Origin of the sequence: Mycoplasma yeatsii GM274B (assembly GCF_000875755.1) — a bacterium.
Classification (GTDB): Bacteria; Bacillota_I; Bacilli_A; order Mycoplasmatales; family Mycoplasmataceae; genus Mycoplasma; species Mycoplasma yeatsii.
The window spans coordinates 821415-839644 of sequence record NZ_CP007520.1 but is presented as its reverse complement, the minus strand read 5'-3'; the positions used below and the strand labels follow the sequence as shown (position 1 = coordinate 839644).

12 protein-coding genes are annotated in these 18230 nt (G+C 25.7%); 11 read left to right on the top strand and 1 reads right to left on the bottom strand.

Annotated features, from left to right (window positions below):
• The first annotated feature begins 7 nt into the window (after window positions 1-7).
• The 7 genes from MYE_RS03700 (at window position 8) to MYE_RS03670 (ending at window position 7899) form a co-directional block, all read left to right on the top strand.
• Window positions 8-1537 (top strand): hypothetical protein, encoded by a 1530-nt coding sequence (locus tag MYE_RS03700; RefSeq protein ID WP_042733557.1) that lies wholly within the window; start codon window positions 8-10, stop codon window positions 1535-1537.
• The gene (locus MYE_RS03695; protein WP_042733556.1) at window positions 1512-2012 is read left to right on the top strand and encodes an L-threonylcarbamoyladenylate synthase; all 501 of its coding nucleotides are present in this window, start codon (window positions 1512-1514) and stop codon (window positions 2010-2012) included. Before MYE_RS03700 ends, MYE_RS03695 begins: the two co-directional genes overlap by 26 nt.
• A 140-nt stretch (window positions 2013-2152) precedes the next feature.
• Entirely contained in the window at window positions 2153-3772 is a 1620-nt protein-coding gene (locus MYE_RS04425; protein ID WP_236681618.1) for a BspA family leucine-rich repeat surface protein, read from the top strand.
• A 341-nt stretch (window positions 3773-4113) separates the two neighbouring features.
• Window positions 4114-5028: a hypothetical protein gene (locus tag MYE_RS03685; protein ID WP_042733555.1), complete on the top strand. Its 915-nt coding sequence runs from the start codon at window positions 4114-4116 to the stop codon at window positions 5026-5028.
• A gap of 48 nt (window positions 5029-5076) precedes the next feature.
• Entirely contained in the window at window positions 5077-5808 is a 732-nt protein-coding gene (locus tag MYE_RS03680) for a hypothetical protein (RefSeq protein ID WP_042733554.1), read from the top strand.
• Complete coding sequence (cls, locus tag MYE_RS03675) at window positions 5793-7325, top strand: cardiolipin synthase (RefSeq protein ID WP_042733553.1); 1533 nt, start codon at window positions 5793-5795, stop codon at window positions 7323-7325. The genes MYE_RS03680 and cls overlap by 16 nt, the downstream gene beginning before the upstream one ends.
• Window positions 7326-7332: 7 nt before the next feature.
• A complete protein-coding gene (locus tag MYE_RS03670) occupies window positions 7333-7899 on the top strand; it encodes a hypothetical protein (RefSeq protein ID WP_042733552.1) in 567 nt (188 codons plus the stop codon).
• Between the two features lie 73 nt (window positions 7900-7972).
• On the opposite strand, the gene MYE_RS03665 is transcribed toward MYE_RS03670, so the two are convergent.
• Window positions 7973-9253 (bottom strand): IS3 family transposase, encoded by a 1281-nt coding sequence (locus tag MYE_RS03665; RefSeq protein WP_042733551.1) that lies wholly within the window; start codon window positions 9251-9253, stop codon window positions 7973-7975.
• A 262-nt stretch (window positions 9254-9515) separates the two neighbouring features.
• On the opposite strand from MYE_RS03665, the gene MYE_RS04335 reads away from it, so the two are divergent.
• From MYE_RS04335 to MYE_RS03640, 4 genes are all read left to right on the top strand, one after another.
• The gene (locus tag MYE_RS04335; protein WP_236681617.1) at window positions 9516-13154 is read left to right on the top strand and encodes a BspA family leucine-rich repeat surface protein; all 3639 of its coding nucleotides are present in this window, start codon (window positions 9516-9518) and stop codon (window positions 13152-13154) included.
• A gap of 151 nt (window positions 13155-13305) precedes the next feature.
• Window positions 13306-14697, top strand: a complete 1392-nt coding sequence (locus MYE_RS03650; RefSeq protein ID WP_042733549.1) for an MFS transporter — start codon at window positions 13306-13308, stop codon at window positions 14695-14697.
• 330 nt (window positions 14698-15027) lie between these two features.
• Window positions 15028-16995, top strand: a complete 1968-nt coding sequence (locus tag MYE_RS03645) for a PTS transporter subunit EIIC (RefSeq protein ID WP_082028319.1) — start codon at window positions 15028-15030, stop codon at window positions 16993-16995.
• Between the two features lie 107 nt (window positions 16996-17102).
• On the top strand, window positions 17103-18227 hold the full coding sequence (locus tag MYE_RS03640) for a serine hydrolase domain-containing protein (protein ID WP_042733547.1): 1125 nt from the start codon (window positions 17103-17105) through the stop codon (window positions 18225-18227).
• The last annotated feature ends 3 nt before the right edge of the window (window positions 18228-18230 follow it).

Here is an 18230-nt window from a genome sequence, read left to right as displayed (position 1 = left end):
TAAACATATGATTAAAAATAAATATATTTCGAATCTAAAACTCAAATTGATTAATAATAAATTTTCAATGAGAATAAAAGATTCTAATCCAGAAATTCAAAAAAGAAATGCATCGATCTATTTTAGATCTATTTTAGCAATAGTAGTATTTTTATTAACTATTATGCCTTTTTATGTTTATGTTTATATTATTTTTAATGACCAAGGATTACTTTATTATTTTGACCATTTTAAAACTATTTCTAAACATTTAATAGAATTACCAAGTAAAGCTTATATATGAGGTTATGGAATAGTTGGTATTATTTTTACTTTTATTGTTCTTGTTTTATTTGTTCTTTTTAAAGGTATTGTTAGTGTTTCAGATAATAAAAGATATAAACAAGTAGTAATTGTTTCGATTGTTTTTTTAAGTGTTATTACAATTCTTTTTCAAACTTTATCACAATATTATTATGGATTTTATGAAGACTTTTTACATTATGAAACTATTACAGGAAACTCAGATAAAAAAATAGGTGAAATGCAAGACATAGCTAAATGATATTATGATCATTATTCACCTTTAAGTAATAATGCAGAAAAACTAAAAGCATTTTACTGAATAAGTGATGAAAAAATTTGATGAGTAAGTTTTGTTCAATTCTTTTTCATGTTTACTATTAGTATTTCATTACAAAACGTTGTTTTTGCTGATAATTCATCAAATCAAGAAGATAAATATGTAACACACTTTGCTCAAAAAAACTCATTATTTTCAGGATCTAAATTTAAAATTTATGCAAATAAAATATTTTCATATAAAGCAAAAACATTATCTAATTGAGTTTTAGTAACTGTATTTGTAATTTCATCAAGTGTTATATTTTACATAGTAATTATTTCAACTCGTGGACCTATTCAATCATTATTTAAATGAACTTATGAATATCCTAACTTATTAAAAGATATGAACGGTTTTGAAGATAAGGTATTTAATCAATTCAAAAATACATTGAGTTTAGAACAAACTAGTCCGTTAACTATTTTGTCATTTCCTATATTAGTTTTAGGAATAACTTTATCAACTTCATTATTTTTAGTTTCAGTATCAATACGTGGTCAAAACTTTTCTTCATTATCATTTAGATCACAATATATTGTTTTACTTATAGAATCAATTTTATTAATTATAAGTGTTTTTGTATCTCAATTAGAATTACAAAGAATTTCAGTTGCTTGAAATACTGATAATATGGGTATGAATTATTTAAAAGAAACAAAACAGATAATAACAGCAAATATTTATAATCAACTTGTAAATGAATATCCTTTAAATGGTATAGATGAAAAAATTAAAACTATATTTACTAATAACTATGTAATATTTTCTGAGTTTACTATTTTAATTACTTCAACATTAGTTTCATTTGCTATTATTGGTAAAGGAATTTATACTAAGAAAAATATTATTAAAGAAGTTGAACAAGAAATAGAGAATAAAAAATTTAAATTTTTAAGAGGATATACACATGCTAAAAAGTCATGAAGAAAATAAAGCAATAGAACTTTTAAAACAAAATAAAATTATAATTCTACCAACTGATACAATTTATGGATTATCTGCAGTTTATAGTTTAGAAAACGAAAGAGAAATTAATAGAATTAAAAAAGCTGATCTTAATAAAAGATTAATTATCTTAATATCAAATTTAGATCAACTTAAAGATTTAGATATAGTTGATCAAACTGATAAAGAACTATTATTATCTAATGATCCTACAACAGTAATTTTTAAAACAAAAGATTCAAGTATTGCAGTTAGACTAGTTAAAAGACAAGATATAAAAAATATTATTAATAAAGTTGGTCCAATTATTTCAACAAGTGTTAATTTTCACAAATCTGAACCATTAAAAACTAAAATTGATTTAGAAAATTTTAATAAAGATATTGTTGTGTTTTTTGATGAACAATTAAATGGTTTGCCATCTAGAATATATGATTCGATAAATAAAAAATATATAAGATAAAAAGATCTTTACATTTGTAGAGATCTTTTTTTGATTTTATGAGGGGTACTATGCACTGCGAAACCCGAGACTTGTTTTTTTTTTTTTTTTGGAATTACAATAGAATTGAGATTTTTTCCACATTAAAAAGAGGTGAAATGATGAGGTTTAGCAAGAAATTAATTGCAATAATAAGTGGTACGACAATTGTTGGTACAGGTTCTGCTGCTACAGCTACTGTAGTTTCATATAACCAAACTCAAAGAATAGACTTATCATCACTAATTGTTAATAAAGAATTAGGACTAATTGATGAGTCTCCAAAAAATAAAGAAAAGATAATTGAATTAATAATGCAAAATAATCCTAATATTGAGATTGATTTTGATAAATTGGATATATTTTCTAAATTAGGATCAGACAATGAAATTATAGTAAAACCTAAAGATGGTGATAAAACTTATAAAAATCAAATCGAATTATCATTTAAGGTATCTCAAGACTTATCATTTATAATCCTTAATAAAGTATTAGAACAAGTCAATGACTCTCAAAAAAATAGAGAAGAATTAATAGAACTAATTAAAGAAAAGAACCCAAATATTGATATTGATTTTGATAAATTAGATTTAGATATTTATGATGATAAAGTTATAGTAAAACCTAAAGACGGAGACAAAACTTATAAAAATGAAGTTGAAATTAAATTTAATGTACTTTATGAAGTAGATAGAAAAAATATTGAAAAAATTAAATCGATTTGAAATAAGGAATTTAAAAATAGATTTTCAAAAAATATAAATTCAGATAAGAATGAAACAAAACAAAAACTATTAAAATTACTTTTAAACAGGTTAGAAAAGCATAATATAGATGTTTTTGTAACGTTAGCAAATAGTGAAAAAAATAATAAAATATTTCAAGTAATGTATAACAAATGAGAAATAGAATTACAAATAGGAGAAATACCCTCTGAAGGTTTTCACAAATACAATCCCAACAAAACTGAATTAATTGAAATAGGTTATTACATCTCAGAGAATTTGACATTTAAAGCTGAGCAAGTAGATCCAAATGTTATAGTTGTCCCAAAAGTTCTCCCTGAAATAATCAATGATACTAGTTATATGTTTACTAAAAATAAAAATTCTTTAATATATGGTATAGATAATTGAGATACCTCAAATGTTACTAATATGAGTTACATGTTTGCAAAAAGTAGCTTCAACCAACCACTAAACAACTGAAACACCTCAAATGTAACAATTATGGAATATATGTTTTTAAATGCTTTCGACTTCAACCAAGACATATCAAACTGAAACACCTCAAACGTAACAAGCATGGGTGGTATGTTTGAAGGAGCAACACAATTTAATAAACCTTTAAACAACTGAAACACATCAAACGTAACAGATATGTTTGCTATGTTCAGTTTTGCCAAATCTTTCAACCAACCTTTAAATAACTGAACCACTTCTAATGTAATTGATATGAGTTATATGTTTTGTAGAGCCATATCCTTCAACCAAAACATATCAAACTGAGATGTATCTAAAGTAAGATATATGCAAGCTATGTTTTGAGAAGCCACAAACTTCAACCAACCCATCGGAAACTGAAATACCTCAAAGGTAACTAATATGTCAGGAATGTTCACACGCGCAACTAACTTCAACCAAGACATTTCTAAATGAAATGTTGGTCAGGTAATAAGTTTTAATAACTTTTCATTTTATAGCGGAATACAAGAAGATTGAATACCACCTAAATTTAGATAAGTAATTTTTAAATCACTATAGTAGATCTAATTATTTTAGTTACATTATTGGTATTTATATTATCTGCATTGTTAATCTATTTGGATAATAAAGAAATAAAAAAATAAAGTTAGATAAACAATCTAAACTGATTAAATATAACCATAATTAATTTATTCACTTTAAGTTAAAAAACTAAAGTGAATTTTTAATTTCTTAAAACTATAAAAGTTAAAATAATTAAGTAAATAAAAGAGATTTTTAAGTATAAATAGTTAATTATCACCATAAAAACATATCTAAAAATATCTAGTGTGGTAGTATAATCAATAATATAAGAATACATTTAGGAGGGGTTTTCAATGAATCAATATAGTTTAATTTTCAATTATAGAGATAACAAACATTACAACTTAGAACTTAATAGTATTATTAAAAAAAGGGGTTATCAAACATACGAAGACTGAATTCTAAAAAATCAAATAGACCTAGGTTTTACACCAATTTGTGCAGTTAATGATCGTAACGGTGTTTTAGGGGTATGTGGGTTCTTAAAAAATGGAATTACCATTAATAAAACAAGCGTTAATTCATTATTAATAACTAATCAATTTGTAAAATCTAAAGCCGGAAATGATGACATGGTTGATCAAATGATTAAAGGGGTAATTAATAAATATGAAAGAATAGTAGATTTATTCTATACATTCTCAAATAATGAAAATGATCAAACATTAATAAGAAATGGATTTAAAAAAGCTAAAGAATATACTTATTTCATGCAATGAGATCAAAATGTAGAATCTGAATTAGCAGTAGTTAAAAAATTATCACCAGAAAATAATGCTAAAGATTTAGAATTTATTAAAGATTATTTATTCCATTCAGCTAAAGAAAATTCACTATTTTCTGTAAAAGAAGATAAGGATTTACAAATTTATAATCTATTAAAATACTACAAAAACAACATTTATTATTTAGCTAATTTAGATGCTATTGTAATGTTTTCAATTACAGGTCACACTTTCCAATTAATGGGTCTTTATTCAAAAAATGAAATTAATATTAAAACATTATTACAAAACATTGTTCCAAAAGGAATTTCACTAATTGAGTTCTATTTTGTACCAAATATAAAAAATAAATTTGTTGTTAAAGAATTAAGAAAAATAATGGTTGGTGAAGAACACCACAGATCATTTGTTTATATAAGAGAAAACACAACTAATTTAGAAGCATCAAAATTTATTTTTCCATTACTAAATAGATTAAAATAGGCTTATGCCTATTTTTCTATAGTATAAATAAAAGTGAGGTAAGAATTAATGAGTACAAAGTTAACAAAAAAGAATGTAGCTTCTTTTTTAAAAAGACAAAAATACTTTAGAAATTTTATCAATGAAAACGATCTGCTTTATACTGATTTTAAAAAGTTTTTTGCAAAAAGAAGTAGTAATTCACTAGTTAAAAACTATCTTTATATTTTAGGAATCTCAAATATGAAAATTGATACAAAACAACATTGAGATGTTTTTAATTTTATTAATCTTTGTGCTTATTATCTATATTACAATTTCACTAAAAATAAATCTAAAAACAAATTAGAAGATATGCATAAAACAATTATTTTAAATACAGAAAAATTAGAATTTAATGACTTAAATATTAATTATGAACAACAAGCTTTAGAGATATTATCTAAAGAATTTAAAATTAAATTTACTGAGAAACAAATTAAAAAATATTTTAGTTATCACGAGATATATTGTTATATTGCTAATGCATTTTCTAAGTTTTTTTATGACGATAAAAAACAGAATTTATATGATTATATTTATTGATTGACTTTTTATATTTTAGTTAGCAAATACTTTTTTAAAAAAAATCACATTCAATCAAAACTATTTATGCTTCAACTTATTAGTAATCAAAAATTTACTGAAGCAATTGCAAAATTTTCACCTGAATTATTTAACTTATTAATTATTAAAAATAATAGATTTTCAAAAACAAGAAAAAAACATAACAAAGGAACAGAACAATGAAAAAACCGTTAGTAGCAACTTTATCGTTAATATTTATGTTTGGTTTAGCAATTGCTATTTTAGCAATAACAAGTGTTTATGCTCAATGATATAACTGAATTTCATTTTTCATTTTTCACTCTATTTGTTGTAGTTGAGCTTTAGTTGTTTTAGCTAATAAAAAAAGAAGATTTGAAACTAGAATTAGATGATCTTCATTTATAGCGTTTGTACCTATTTTTGGAATTATTTCTTATATCTTTTTTGGAAGACCTTATAAATATAAAACTACTAAAAACTATTCAATTATTGATTTTAAACAAAAACAAACTAAACAAGAACAAAAAGAAATTGAAAGTATTTTAACAAATCAAATACCACAATTTAAACGTTCTTTTAAAACAGGACAAAACAACTTAAATTTAAACTTATATAAAAATAGTGATGTTGAATTTTTAGATAATGGTAATAAATTATTTTTAAGTTTATTTAAAGATATTAGTAATGCTAAAAATTATATTTTATTAAACTTTTACATTATTAAAGAAGGTAGATTATTAGAACAATTAACTAATTTATTAATTAAAAAACTTAAACAAGGTGTAAGAGTTTATATTATTTATGATTTTGTAGGATCATATGATGTATTTTTAAAATCTAAAAAGAAATTAATAGGTCATGGTGCAAATATTGTGAGTTATGCTAAAGTACATTTTCCTTTTATAAAATGAACAGCTAATTATAGAAATCACAGAAAAGATATATCAATTGATGGAAAAATTGGATATGTTGGTGGAATTAATATTGGTGATGAATATATTAATTTAAGTAAGAAGTTTGGTTATTGAAATGACGCTCATATAAGAATAACTGGAAGTGCTGTACAAGGAATTGAAAAGATATTTGTAAGTGATTATGAGTTTTATAAAAATAGTAAATTACCAAGTATTTTAGAAGTTGAAAAAAATATAGGTAAAATACATGCTTTAAAAGAGAATAAAAATTCACTAGTTAGAATTATTTCTTCAGGTCCAAATCATAACGAACCTATTCATTTATCTGTTTTTACTAATTTAATAAATTCGGCTCAAAAACGTATTTGAATTTCTACTCCTTATTTTATTCCTCCTCAAGAAATAACTAGTGCATTAATTTCAGCAGCTAATACTGGAATTGATGTAAGAATTTTAATTCCGGGAATGAGTGATAAACCTTTCTTATTAGATGAAACAAAACAATGAACAAGAGATTTATATAAAGCTGGAGTTAAGATTTATTCAATGAATAATGTGTTTAATCATTCTAAAGTCTATTTAATAGATGATGAAATCAGTTTTACAGGATCAACTAATTTAGATTACAGAGCTTTATTTGCTGATCAACAAACTATGGTATTAGCTTATTCAAAAGAGTTAAATAAACAAATTAGTGATAAATTCAAATGAGATTTTGATCATAGTTTTGAATTTAATTTCACTCCTAATGACGAGATTAATTGATTTAGAAAAATTATAGTTAAAATATTAAATATTATTCAACCTTTACTATAGGAGAAGTATGTTAAAAGAAATATATTTACAAATAAATAATTTATATAACGATTTTAAAATGTGTTCTAGTTTTAGTTATCTACCTATTTATAGTCATTTTATTAAACACAATCATTTAATTAAAAATATCACTCAAGCTAAAGAATTTAAAAAAGTTGTTAATTTAATATATCAAGAAGGAAAAGAAAACAATTTCTTAAATTTAGCAATTTATGATGTTATTAAAATCATATCTTTTAAACTTGATTATTTTTTAAATTATTTATATGTTTATTATTCTGAAATTGAAAATAAATCTAATTACATTAAAATTTCTACTTTAATTAAACTATCTATAATTATTAAATTTGAATATAAAAAATATTTAGTTGAACAAAATAAAATAATAGATCTTTTAAATGAATTTGAACACTTAGATATTAATCAAAACTATGAAACTTTAAATATTAAAATTGAAGAAATTATTAAGTTAATATCTAATGCTTTAATTAAAGATATAAACGTTAAAAATGATAATAAATTAAATAGTTTATATGATTATTTAGATATTTTAAGATTTATAAAAACAGTTTAATTAATATACAAGATATTTCGGACAAAGGGGGTACTATGCAGAGATGTGTATAGTCGAAACCGGGACAAAATTATTAGACTAAATAGTTATGTTTATTATACACACCTCATAGTTCTTGAGGTGTTTTTCATTTGAATTTTTTTAATATTCTTTCATTGTTATATCACTCAATGAAATTTTTAATACATTCTTTTAGTTCACTAAAAGTCATTTCTTTTACTTTCTTTTCAAAGTTATAAAACATTTCTGATTTTAAAATTGAAAAGAAATATTCAGCTTCTCTATTGTCTAGAGAGTTACCTATTCTTGACATTGACACCACTCCACCTCGTTGCTTTATATACTCAAGATATTCATTCGATGAATATGTTACACCATGGTCTGTGTGAATAATAAAGTTTTTAGGAAATTTTGTTTTTCTAATGTGAGTCATAATTAAATTAGTGTCATTATATATGGATAAATTATAACTAACAATTTTCTTTGTTTTGTGATGAATTACGATAGATAAATAAACATGTCTTCCTTCTACATCTATTGGAGCAGGAATGTAACTAACATCACTTGCATAAATATCGTTTTGTAGTCCATTATAATCTCTATTAGCAATATTTGGATAATACACGTTAGTATTTTTTGATTCACGCTTTTTCTTGCACGTTGTTCTTACGTGACAGAAAAGACCTAATTTATTCATTGCTCTTCCTAGTGTTCTAGGGTTAATAATAATGCCATATGTCTTGAAAATATATGCTGATAGCCTTTCTCTACCATATCTTCCGTTTTGTTTTGCAAAAGCTTCTCTAATTATTTCTGCGTGTTCTATAACAGCTTCTTTCTTATCTTTTGATTGTTTCTTGATTTTGTAGTAAAAAGTTGATTTAGGTATTCCAAGAATTTTCATTATTTCCTTGTTAGAAATATTTTCTCCAAATTTTTTCTTAATTTTTTCTATCAGTTCATCTAGATTGTCAACCTTATTTTTCTTTAAAATATCTTCTTTAAAAAGGTCTGTTATTAACCATTCTAAAACTTCGCGATCAATCTCTTTAATCACTTCGTTTCTTTGTTTATCATATTCTTCTTTGTTCTTTCTAGGTCTACCTGATCCTTTACCTTTTTTAGGTGCTTTTCCTGTTTGTGATTCTTTTAGTTCCATACCTAAATTATAATCTTTATATTTTCTAGATAAATATCAGAAGGCTTCTTCTGAAAGTAAATAATTTTCAGAATTTCTAATTTTGCTATAAATATAACAAAATTCTTTTTTAGTAATATTTTGAGATAAATATTCTTTGTAGTGCTTAAATACTTCTAACCACTCACTTACACTTAGTTGCTTTCCTTTTTTCATAAATACTCCTTTTTTGAAAAAAATAGACCCCCTAGGGGGTCTATCCCTTAGGGAGTCTAATAACTTTGTCCTACTCTCGTCCCTTGTTTTTTTTTTTTTTTTGATACGATGAAAAATGAAATTAAAACGCATAATAAAGCAATCACTTTACAACTTTAAATCTAAGTTTTTTAATAGTATAAATATCATTATTTTGGTTAATTAATTCAGATTTTCAGTTTTTATAGTGAGATAATTATATAGGATTGAAAGGGATGAAAGTATGAAGAATTTATTAACCATATTAAAAGCTGTTTTAGCTTTTTCTAGTGCTAAAAATCATAGTCATACAGAACATAATTTAACAACACTTACAAATAAAAGTGAAATAAGTGAAAACGAATCAATTAACTATAATATTCCACAAGAACAAGATCACGAATTTGATCCAGTTAATAAAAATAAAGTTACTAAAATAGGATGAATTCAAGGAAACAAAATTAGACCTTTTCCAGAAAATGTGAATGAAGTTCCAGAAATACTACCAAGTCATATAAGAAACTTAGATAGTGCATTTAAATCTAATGTAAATGTAAAAATCAAAGGAATTGAAAAGTGAGATACTTCAAAAGTAACAATTTTTAAAGACGTGTTTTTCCGAGCAGTAAATTTTAATCAACCAATTACTTGAGATACTTCAAGTGGAGTTAATTTCCATAGTATGTTTCAAGGTACTGAATCATTTAATAGTAGTTTAGGAGACAAATTCGATACATCAAAAGGGACGCAATTTTTTGGTATGTTTCAAGGAGCAAAAATTTTCAACCAACCACTTGGAGATAAATTTGATACAAGAAATGCTAAAAGTTTACATGCAATGTTTTCAATAGCACACGCATTTAATCAACCACTTCCAGAAAAATTTGTATTAAAAGATGGTGTTGAAGTTAAGAATATGTTTTATCATGCACATAAATTTAATCAAGACTTATCATATTTAGTTGTTTCAGATGAGGTTATAGGTTCAATGACAGATAACTCTCGTTCATGAGAACAAAAAAATAGACCTATTCTAAAAAGTGATACAAAATCTGTTCAAGTCCAAACTAGAGTTAAAGAAATTTGAAATAAAGAACTTAAAGATAAAGTTGTTGTTGCAGAAGGAGAAATGGTTAAAAAAACCGAAATCCTAGAAAAAATTAAAGAAGTTTTAAAAACACAAGCAAGTGATTTAGACATACAAGACGTTAAATTATTCGAAGATGAGAAAGATAGACTAATCAATAGAGACCCTGAAGATAAATTAAAACAAACAATTAAAATCAAAATCAATGATAGAATTGGTGTTTTATTAGATGTTGGAAAAACAGCAGAAGCATTCACTATTTATATTGACAATGAAGGTAATGAACAAAAAACAGCAGAAAAAGATTTATATAATATAAAAGCTAAAGAAATTAAACAAATTGGATACTATCATGACGGTAAAAATATAAGAGCTGTTAGAATGCCAAAAACGGTTGAAAAGGTTCCAAGCCAATTACCAGATAAAATAACTTCAATTTCTAACATGTTTGAAGGTTGGGGAAGTGATAATCTTACAAATATCGAAGATATCAAAAATTGAAATACAACTAATATTGTAGAAATGAATGAAGTCTTTAAAGGATCATGAATATACCAACAAGACTTGAAATGAGATACTCAAAACGTAACTTCAATGAAATCGATGTTTGAAAACTCATGATTTGATGGTGATATATCAAGTTGAGATGTTAGAAAAGTTACTGATATGAGTAAAATGTTTCATAGAGCAGATTGGTTTAATAATAACTCAATTTCATCATGACAAATTGATAGTTTAAAAAATATCTCTAATATGTTCAATGGTGCTATAAGATTTAACCAAGATATAAGTCATTGAGATATTAAAAATCAAAGACTTACAAATGTTGATAATATTGATATTAATACACCAGCTTGAGAAGATAAAAATAAACCTTTCCCTAGAACTATTCAGTTAAAAGATATTTCAGAAATTATAAAACAAGATCAAAGAAATATTGGAAGTATTAATATTTCTAATAGTGAAGAAAGAAAAACAAAAATATTAGAAATATTAAAACAAAAATATCCTAAATTAGATTTTGATAGTTTAGTATTAGAAGTCAATTCAAATACCCAAGCCACATTAAAATCTGTTGATGGTGATAAAAGAAGATATAAAAATGAAGTTATCATCAACTACTCAACTAAAGATAATATTTCAAATTTAGGATTAACAACCAACTCTATAATAGTTAACTCAAATGATAAAAATGAAATTATTGATGAATTTATTAAACGTAATGAAGGCAAACTTGATGGTTTAACTAAATCTGACTTTGAAGCAGTAGGTGAACCTAAGGATAATTCAATTACTTTAAAAGTAAGAGAAGGCAATAATAAATATCATGGTTCAATTGTAGTTAACTTTACAATTAGAACTCAAATTAATTCAGTTGCAAGAAATACCGATGCGGGAGCATTTGATGCTTACAATTTTGATCAAATCATCAATGCATTTATTTCAAAAAACCCTCAACTACAAGGTTTAACTAAAAATAACTTTGAAGTTGTTGGACAACCAACTAATAACTCAGTAACTGTTAAAGTAAAAAATAGTGATAAATTCCAAGGTCAAATTACAATTAACTTTACAATTAGAACTCAAATTAATTCAGTTGCAAGAAACACTAATGTCGGAGCTTTTGATGCATATGATAAAGATCAAATCATCAATGCATTTATTTCAAAAAACCCTCAACTACAAGGATTAACTAAAAACAATTTTGAAATTGTTGGCGATCCTCAAAACAACTCAGTAACTGTTAAAGTTAAAAACAGTGATAAATTCCAAGGTCAAATCACAATCAACTTTACAATTAGAACTCAAATTAATTCAGTTGCAAGAAATACCGATGCGGGAGCATTTGATGCATATGATAAAGATCAAATCATCAATGCATTTATTGCAAAAAACCCACAACTACAAGGATTAACTAAAGATAATTTTGAAATTGTTGGTGATCCTTCAAACAACTCAGTAACTGTTAAAGTTAAAAATAGTGATAAATTCCAAGGTCAAATCACAATCAACTTTACAATTAGAACTCAAATTAATTCAGTTGCAAGAAACACTAATGTCGGAGCATTTGATGCATATGATAAAGATCAAATCATCAATGCATTTATTGCAAACAACACTGCATTATCAGGTTTAACTAAAAATAACTTTGAAGTTGTTGGACAACCAACTAATAATTCAGTAACAGTTAAAGTAAAAAATAGCGATAAATTCCAAGGTCAAATCACAATCAACTTTACAATTAGAACTCAAATTAATTCAGTTGCAAGAAATACCGATGCGGGAGCATTTGATGCTTACAATTTTGATCAAATCATCAATGCATTTATTGCAAACAACACTGCATTATCAGGTTTAACTAAAAATAACTTTGAAGTTGTTGGACAACCAACTAATAATTCAGTAACAGTTAAAGTAAAAAATAGCGATAAATTCCAAGGTCAAATCACAATCAACTTTACAATTAGAACTCAAATTAATTCAGTTGCAAGAAATACCGATGCGGGAGCATTTGATGCTTACAATTTTGATCAAATCATCAATGCATTTATTTCAAAAAACCCTCAACTACAAGGATTAACTAAAGATAACTTTGAAATTGTTGGTGATCCTTCAAACAACTCAGTAACTGTTAAAGTTAAAAACAGTGATAAATTCCAAGGTCAAATCACAATTAACTTTACAATTCAAAAACAAAACAACAAAAACATTATAATTGGTTCATCAGCTGCCGTTGGTGGTGTTGGTCTGCTTGGAACAATTATGGCATTTATCAGAAGACGTAAGAGAAAATAATTAAAAACTAATGGATGTGTAAAAACATCCATTTTTTATTACAATAAATCGACTTATTTAGATAAAGAGTTTGTGCAAATTGCTCGGTACCTCTTTTATTTCTTTTTTATTTTTGGTAGTATGAAAAAAGTGAAAGGAGAAAAATAAAAATATGAAGAATAGAAGTTGATTCAACTTTTTAAATCCTAAAATTGTTGACGAAAAAGATAAATTAAGTGAAAAAAATCTTTATGACTTTATCTTAAAAAAAGAATATAAAAAGAGACAAGAATACAATTTCTTAATGGTATTTTTTGGATATATGGTTTACTACTTTACCAGAAAACAATGAACTACATTTGGTTCAGAAATGGCAAACCAACATATAATCACCGATACTCAGTATGCATTAGTTGGTTTATGTTCTTCTGTTGCATATGGAATTAGTAAGTTTGTAACTTCACCACTATCTGATATTAAATCAAATCGTTGACTATTTGGTTTAGGACTATCTATAACAGGTGTGGTTAATATTCTACTTGGTGTAGTTTGATTAGATAATTTTACTTCAAGTATCACTACAACAATTATTTTAAGTTGTATATTTTTAATTATTAAAGGATTTATAGATAGTTTTGGTGCTAACCCGGCATTAAGGCTTATTTACAATTTCTTTAATCACAAATCAAGAAGATACAGAGTAATTGTTTGAGATATTGCTCACAACATTGGTGGAGCATTAGCTGCATTTATCATTACAGGATCTTTTACCATATTTGGAACTCAATTTGGTAGACTAGCATACTTTATTATTCCTAGTGTTATCTCTATAGTTTTTGGAATTGTTATTATTTTAGTAGCTAGAGATAGACCTGAAGAGTTAGGACTACCTTCAGTTCAAGAATATTACAATCTAGAATTAATTGGTTCAAAAAAAGGTGAAGTTGATGATAAACCTTACTCATATTATGTAAAAGAATACATTATTAAAAATCATTATATTTGATTATTAGTTATTGCTAATTTATGTAATTATATTTTAAGAATGGGTATAGGGGATTGATCGTTTAGATTCTTTAAAGAAGTGCATAATTTCGACATTAAAAAAGAAGCTAAATACTTGTATTCATTATTTGAAATAGGAGCAGTTGTTCTTACTTTATCAATTGGATTACCAGTAAACAAATACTTTAAGAAATTTGTCCCAATTATTGTTTTATGTTTATTATTAGGAACTGGATCTATTATTGGATTATGATTAGCTCCTAAAGGGGCTATTGCTCAAATTGGACTTTTCATATTCTTAGCTGGAGTTGTTTATGTTCCACAATGTTTCTTTAAACTATTAGCAGTAGAACTATCTCATCATAGAGTTGTTGGAACGGTTTCTGGAATTTTAGGAATAGCTGGTTATGCTGGAGATGCTTTATTTTCAAAAGTAGTTATCGGTATTGGAATTAAACCTCATTTAGGATTTAATGGTATATTCCCATTCTTTATTGCTGCTGGTATATTAGCTATTTTAGTAATATTACCTATGTGAAATAAAAAAGCTTCACAATAGTTATATCTAAGAATCGTTATAGAGTATATCAAAGGAGACGTTGTCTCCTTTTTTAAATTAAGAAATTTATTTAATAAAAAATAATTTGAATCTAAATTGTGCATTTGGTTCTATTGTGGGGTTAAATTGTAAAAGGTATAGTTATCTTATATAATAAAGTGGAATTATTTTTGGGGACTAACTATATAAAGTTTTATAATTAAAATCTATTAAACTAAATACAAAAACCTTAAAAAATAAATGTAGAAAGGAAATATTAAAATGCAAAAACAATCGCAAAAACCAATGCAAAGTTTTTTCGATAATTTAAAAAAATTCGGTACAAATATTATGCCTACTTTATCAAAATTAAGTAAAGCATTCTTGTTACCAATTGCATTGTTACCAATTGCTGGTGTGTTTTTAGGTGTTGGAGCTACTATTGCTGATAATACAAAAATTCTTGATTCTGCTGGTCAATTAGCATCAGTTCAATCTGCTTTTTACTATATTGGATCAGCGATGAAAGCTATGGGTGCTGTTTGTTTTGATAACTTACCAGTATTTTTCTGTATATCAGTTGCTTTAGCTTATACTAAAGATTCTGGTATTGCTGCACTTACTGCTCTTGTTGGATTTTTAGTTTTAAATGGAATTCAATCAGCTTTAATTCATGATGTTAAAGTTACAGTAGGTAATAAAGAAATCACACAAATTCACTTACTATGATATTATGGAGATTGATCACTTCCTGAAAAGTTATTAACAAGCAACCTAGGAATTAGATCATTAAATACTGGAGTTCTTGCTGGAATTTTTGTTGGAGCTATATCTGCAAAAGTGTACAACAAATTCCATGCTATTCAACTACCATCAGCAATTAGTTTCTTTAGTGGTACTAAATTTGTACCTATTATAACTTTTGCTGCCGTTCTACCTTTATCATTAATATTTGCTATGGCATGACCAGTTGTTGGTATTGGATTTTCATGAGTAGGACAAAATTCAGGAAAGTTACCTTATGGTACAGATTCATTAATGTTTGAAATTATAGAACGTTCATTAATTCCATTTGGATTACACCACGTTTTCTATGCACCGTTATGATGAACCGGCGCTGGAGGTTCTATTGCCGGAGCTTTAGATAATGTTAAAGACGCTGGAGTTCAAGCTCAACAAACTTTTGCTGATGCATATAACAAAATCCATGGAACAGGATTAAATTTCACTGAAATCTTGCAACTTATTCAAAGAAACCCTAAATTATTTGGTGCTGAAGGTGACCAATTTATGGCTCAACAAATTTTAAGTCACGCAGACATATTCAACTTTACTGATGCTCAAAACTTAGGATTAAACGTTGGTAGATTCCAATCAGGTAAATTTGGATTCATGTTATTAGGATTACCTGCTGCAGCACTAGCTATGTGATTAGCTGCACCAAAACAAAATAGACAACAAGTATTTGGTATTTATTTCTCAGCAGCATTTACTTGTTTCTTAACAGGTATTACTGAACCAATCGAATATACATTCTTATTTGTTGCTCCATGATTATTCTATGGTGTTCATATGCCATTAGCATCAATCGCATTCTGAATAACAGGAGCATTACAAACTCACGTTACTCAAACAGTTAGCGGTGGATTTATTGACTATATAGTGTTTGCTATAGTTCCGTACTTTGGTCAAAAAGCAATGACTGCTAAATCAGCATTTGCTGTATTAGGAGTAGCTGTAGGACTAGCACCAGCTTACTTCCTATCATTCTATTTCTTAATCAAATTCTTTAATGTTAAAACACCTGGACGTGATTTAATGGTTGGAGAAACTAGACTATTTACAAAAGCTGATTTTAAAGCTTCTAAAGGATTAAAAGTTGATGGATCAAAAATCGCATCAGTAGATGATAAAGAAGAAACTAGATTAGCTAAAGCGGCTGCTATTATTGAATATCTTGGAGGAGAAGAAAACATTATCGATATTGACTCATGTGCTTCAAGATTACGTTTAACAGTTGTCGATTCATCTAAAGCAAATATTGATGGAATTAAATCTTTAGGTGGATCAACAGGAGCTTTAGTTAAAGGAAATAACATTCAAGTTGTTTATGGTGGAGAACAAGAAGCTATTAAACCAAGAATGATCAAAATTTTAGCTGAACAAAGAGAAGCTAAAAAATTAAACATGAATGTAGAAAACAAAGCTGAAGTAAAAATTAAAGAAAACAAAAAAGTAAAAACAGCACCTGCTAAAAAAGCTACTTCAAAATCTTCAACAGCTAAAAAATCTGCATCATCAAAAACAACTAAAAAATAATAACTAACATCTAACTAAGTTAGATGTTTTTAATTTCATAAATTTAGTGATTAAAGTTTTAATTTAGTATTGTAAAATTTTATAGAAAAACACTGTGAGGTAATATTATGCAATTTAATAACGTTGAACAAATTATAAATTCTTTTATGGATAGAAAATTATTTAAAGGTGCTGTTATAAGAATTTGTAAAAATAAAGAATTAATATATTCAAAATCATTTGGATATAACGATCAAAATAATACTGTTTTATTAAATGGAAATGAAATTTTTAGAGCGTATTCAATGACAAAACCATTAACTGCTTTTGCTGTTTTATTATTAGTAGATAAAGGGTTAATTAGTTTAAATGATGATATATCAAAATATATACCTTCATTTAAAAATAAAAATATTACTGTTTGAAACTTATTAACAATGACAAGCGGGATCACATATAGTGGTAATAAAACTAATACTCAAGTTCAAATCAAAAGCATTTTAAATCAATGAATGGAAGAAAAAAAAGATCTAGAGTGACTGTGTGATCAACTTTCTCAAGTTGAGTTATTATTTGAACCTGGTAAAGGTTGATATTATGGATTAAGTTTAGATATCGCTTCAAGAATAATAGAAATTGTTACAAATAAGACATATAGAGATTTTGTTAAAGAAGAAATTTTTAATAAATTTGAAATGTTTGATTCTGATTTTTATTTATTTGATCCAAAAAGAGAAGCTAATGTTTTTAAATGAAGTTTAATTGATGATAAACCTAATTTAGAGCTAGTTAAAGATTTTAACTTTTTAATTCAAGATATTTATCAACTACCAAATTGTCCTATGGCTGGAGCTGGATTATTTACAACAGCTGATGATTATAGTAAGTTTTTAAATGTTTTATTAGATGGTAAATTTAAAGATCAACAAGTTATTTCACACTCATTATTACAAGAAATGAAAACAGATCAATTATCAAAAAATGACTTAAAACAATTTTTCAAATGAAATTTAAATGCTGATTATAGTTATGGATTTGGAGCAAGAGTTAGAATAAAAAATGAACTTTATCCTTTAACTGAAGTTGGTGAATTTGGTTGAGATGGATTATTAGGTTCATCAGGTTTAGTTGATAGTAAAAACAATATTACTACAACAATTATGTTATCAAGCTTTCCAGGGCACAACTCTACAGTAGAAACTGAGTTTTTTGATGCATTATATAAAGATTTAAGAAGTAATAATTTAGCTTAATTT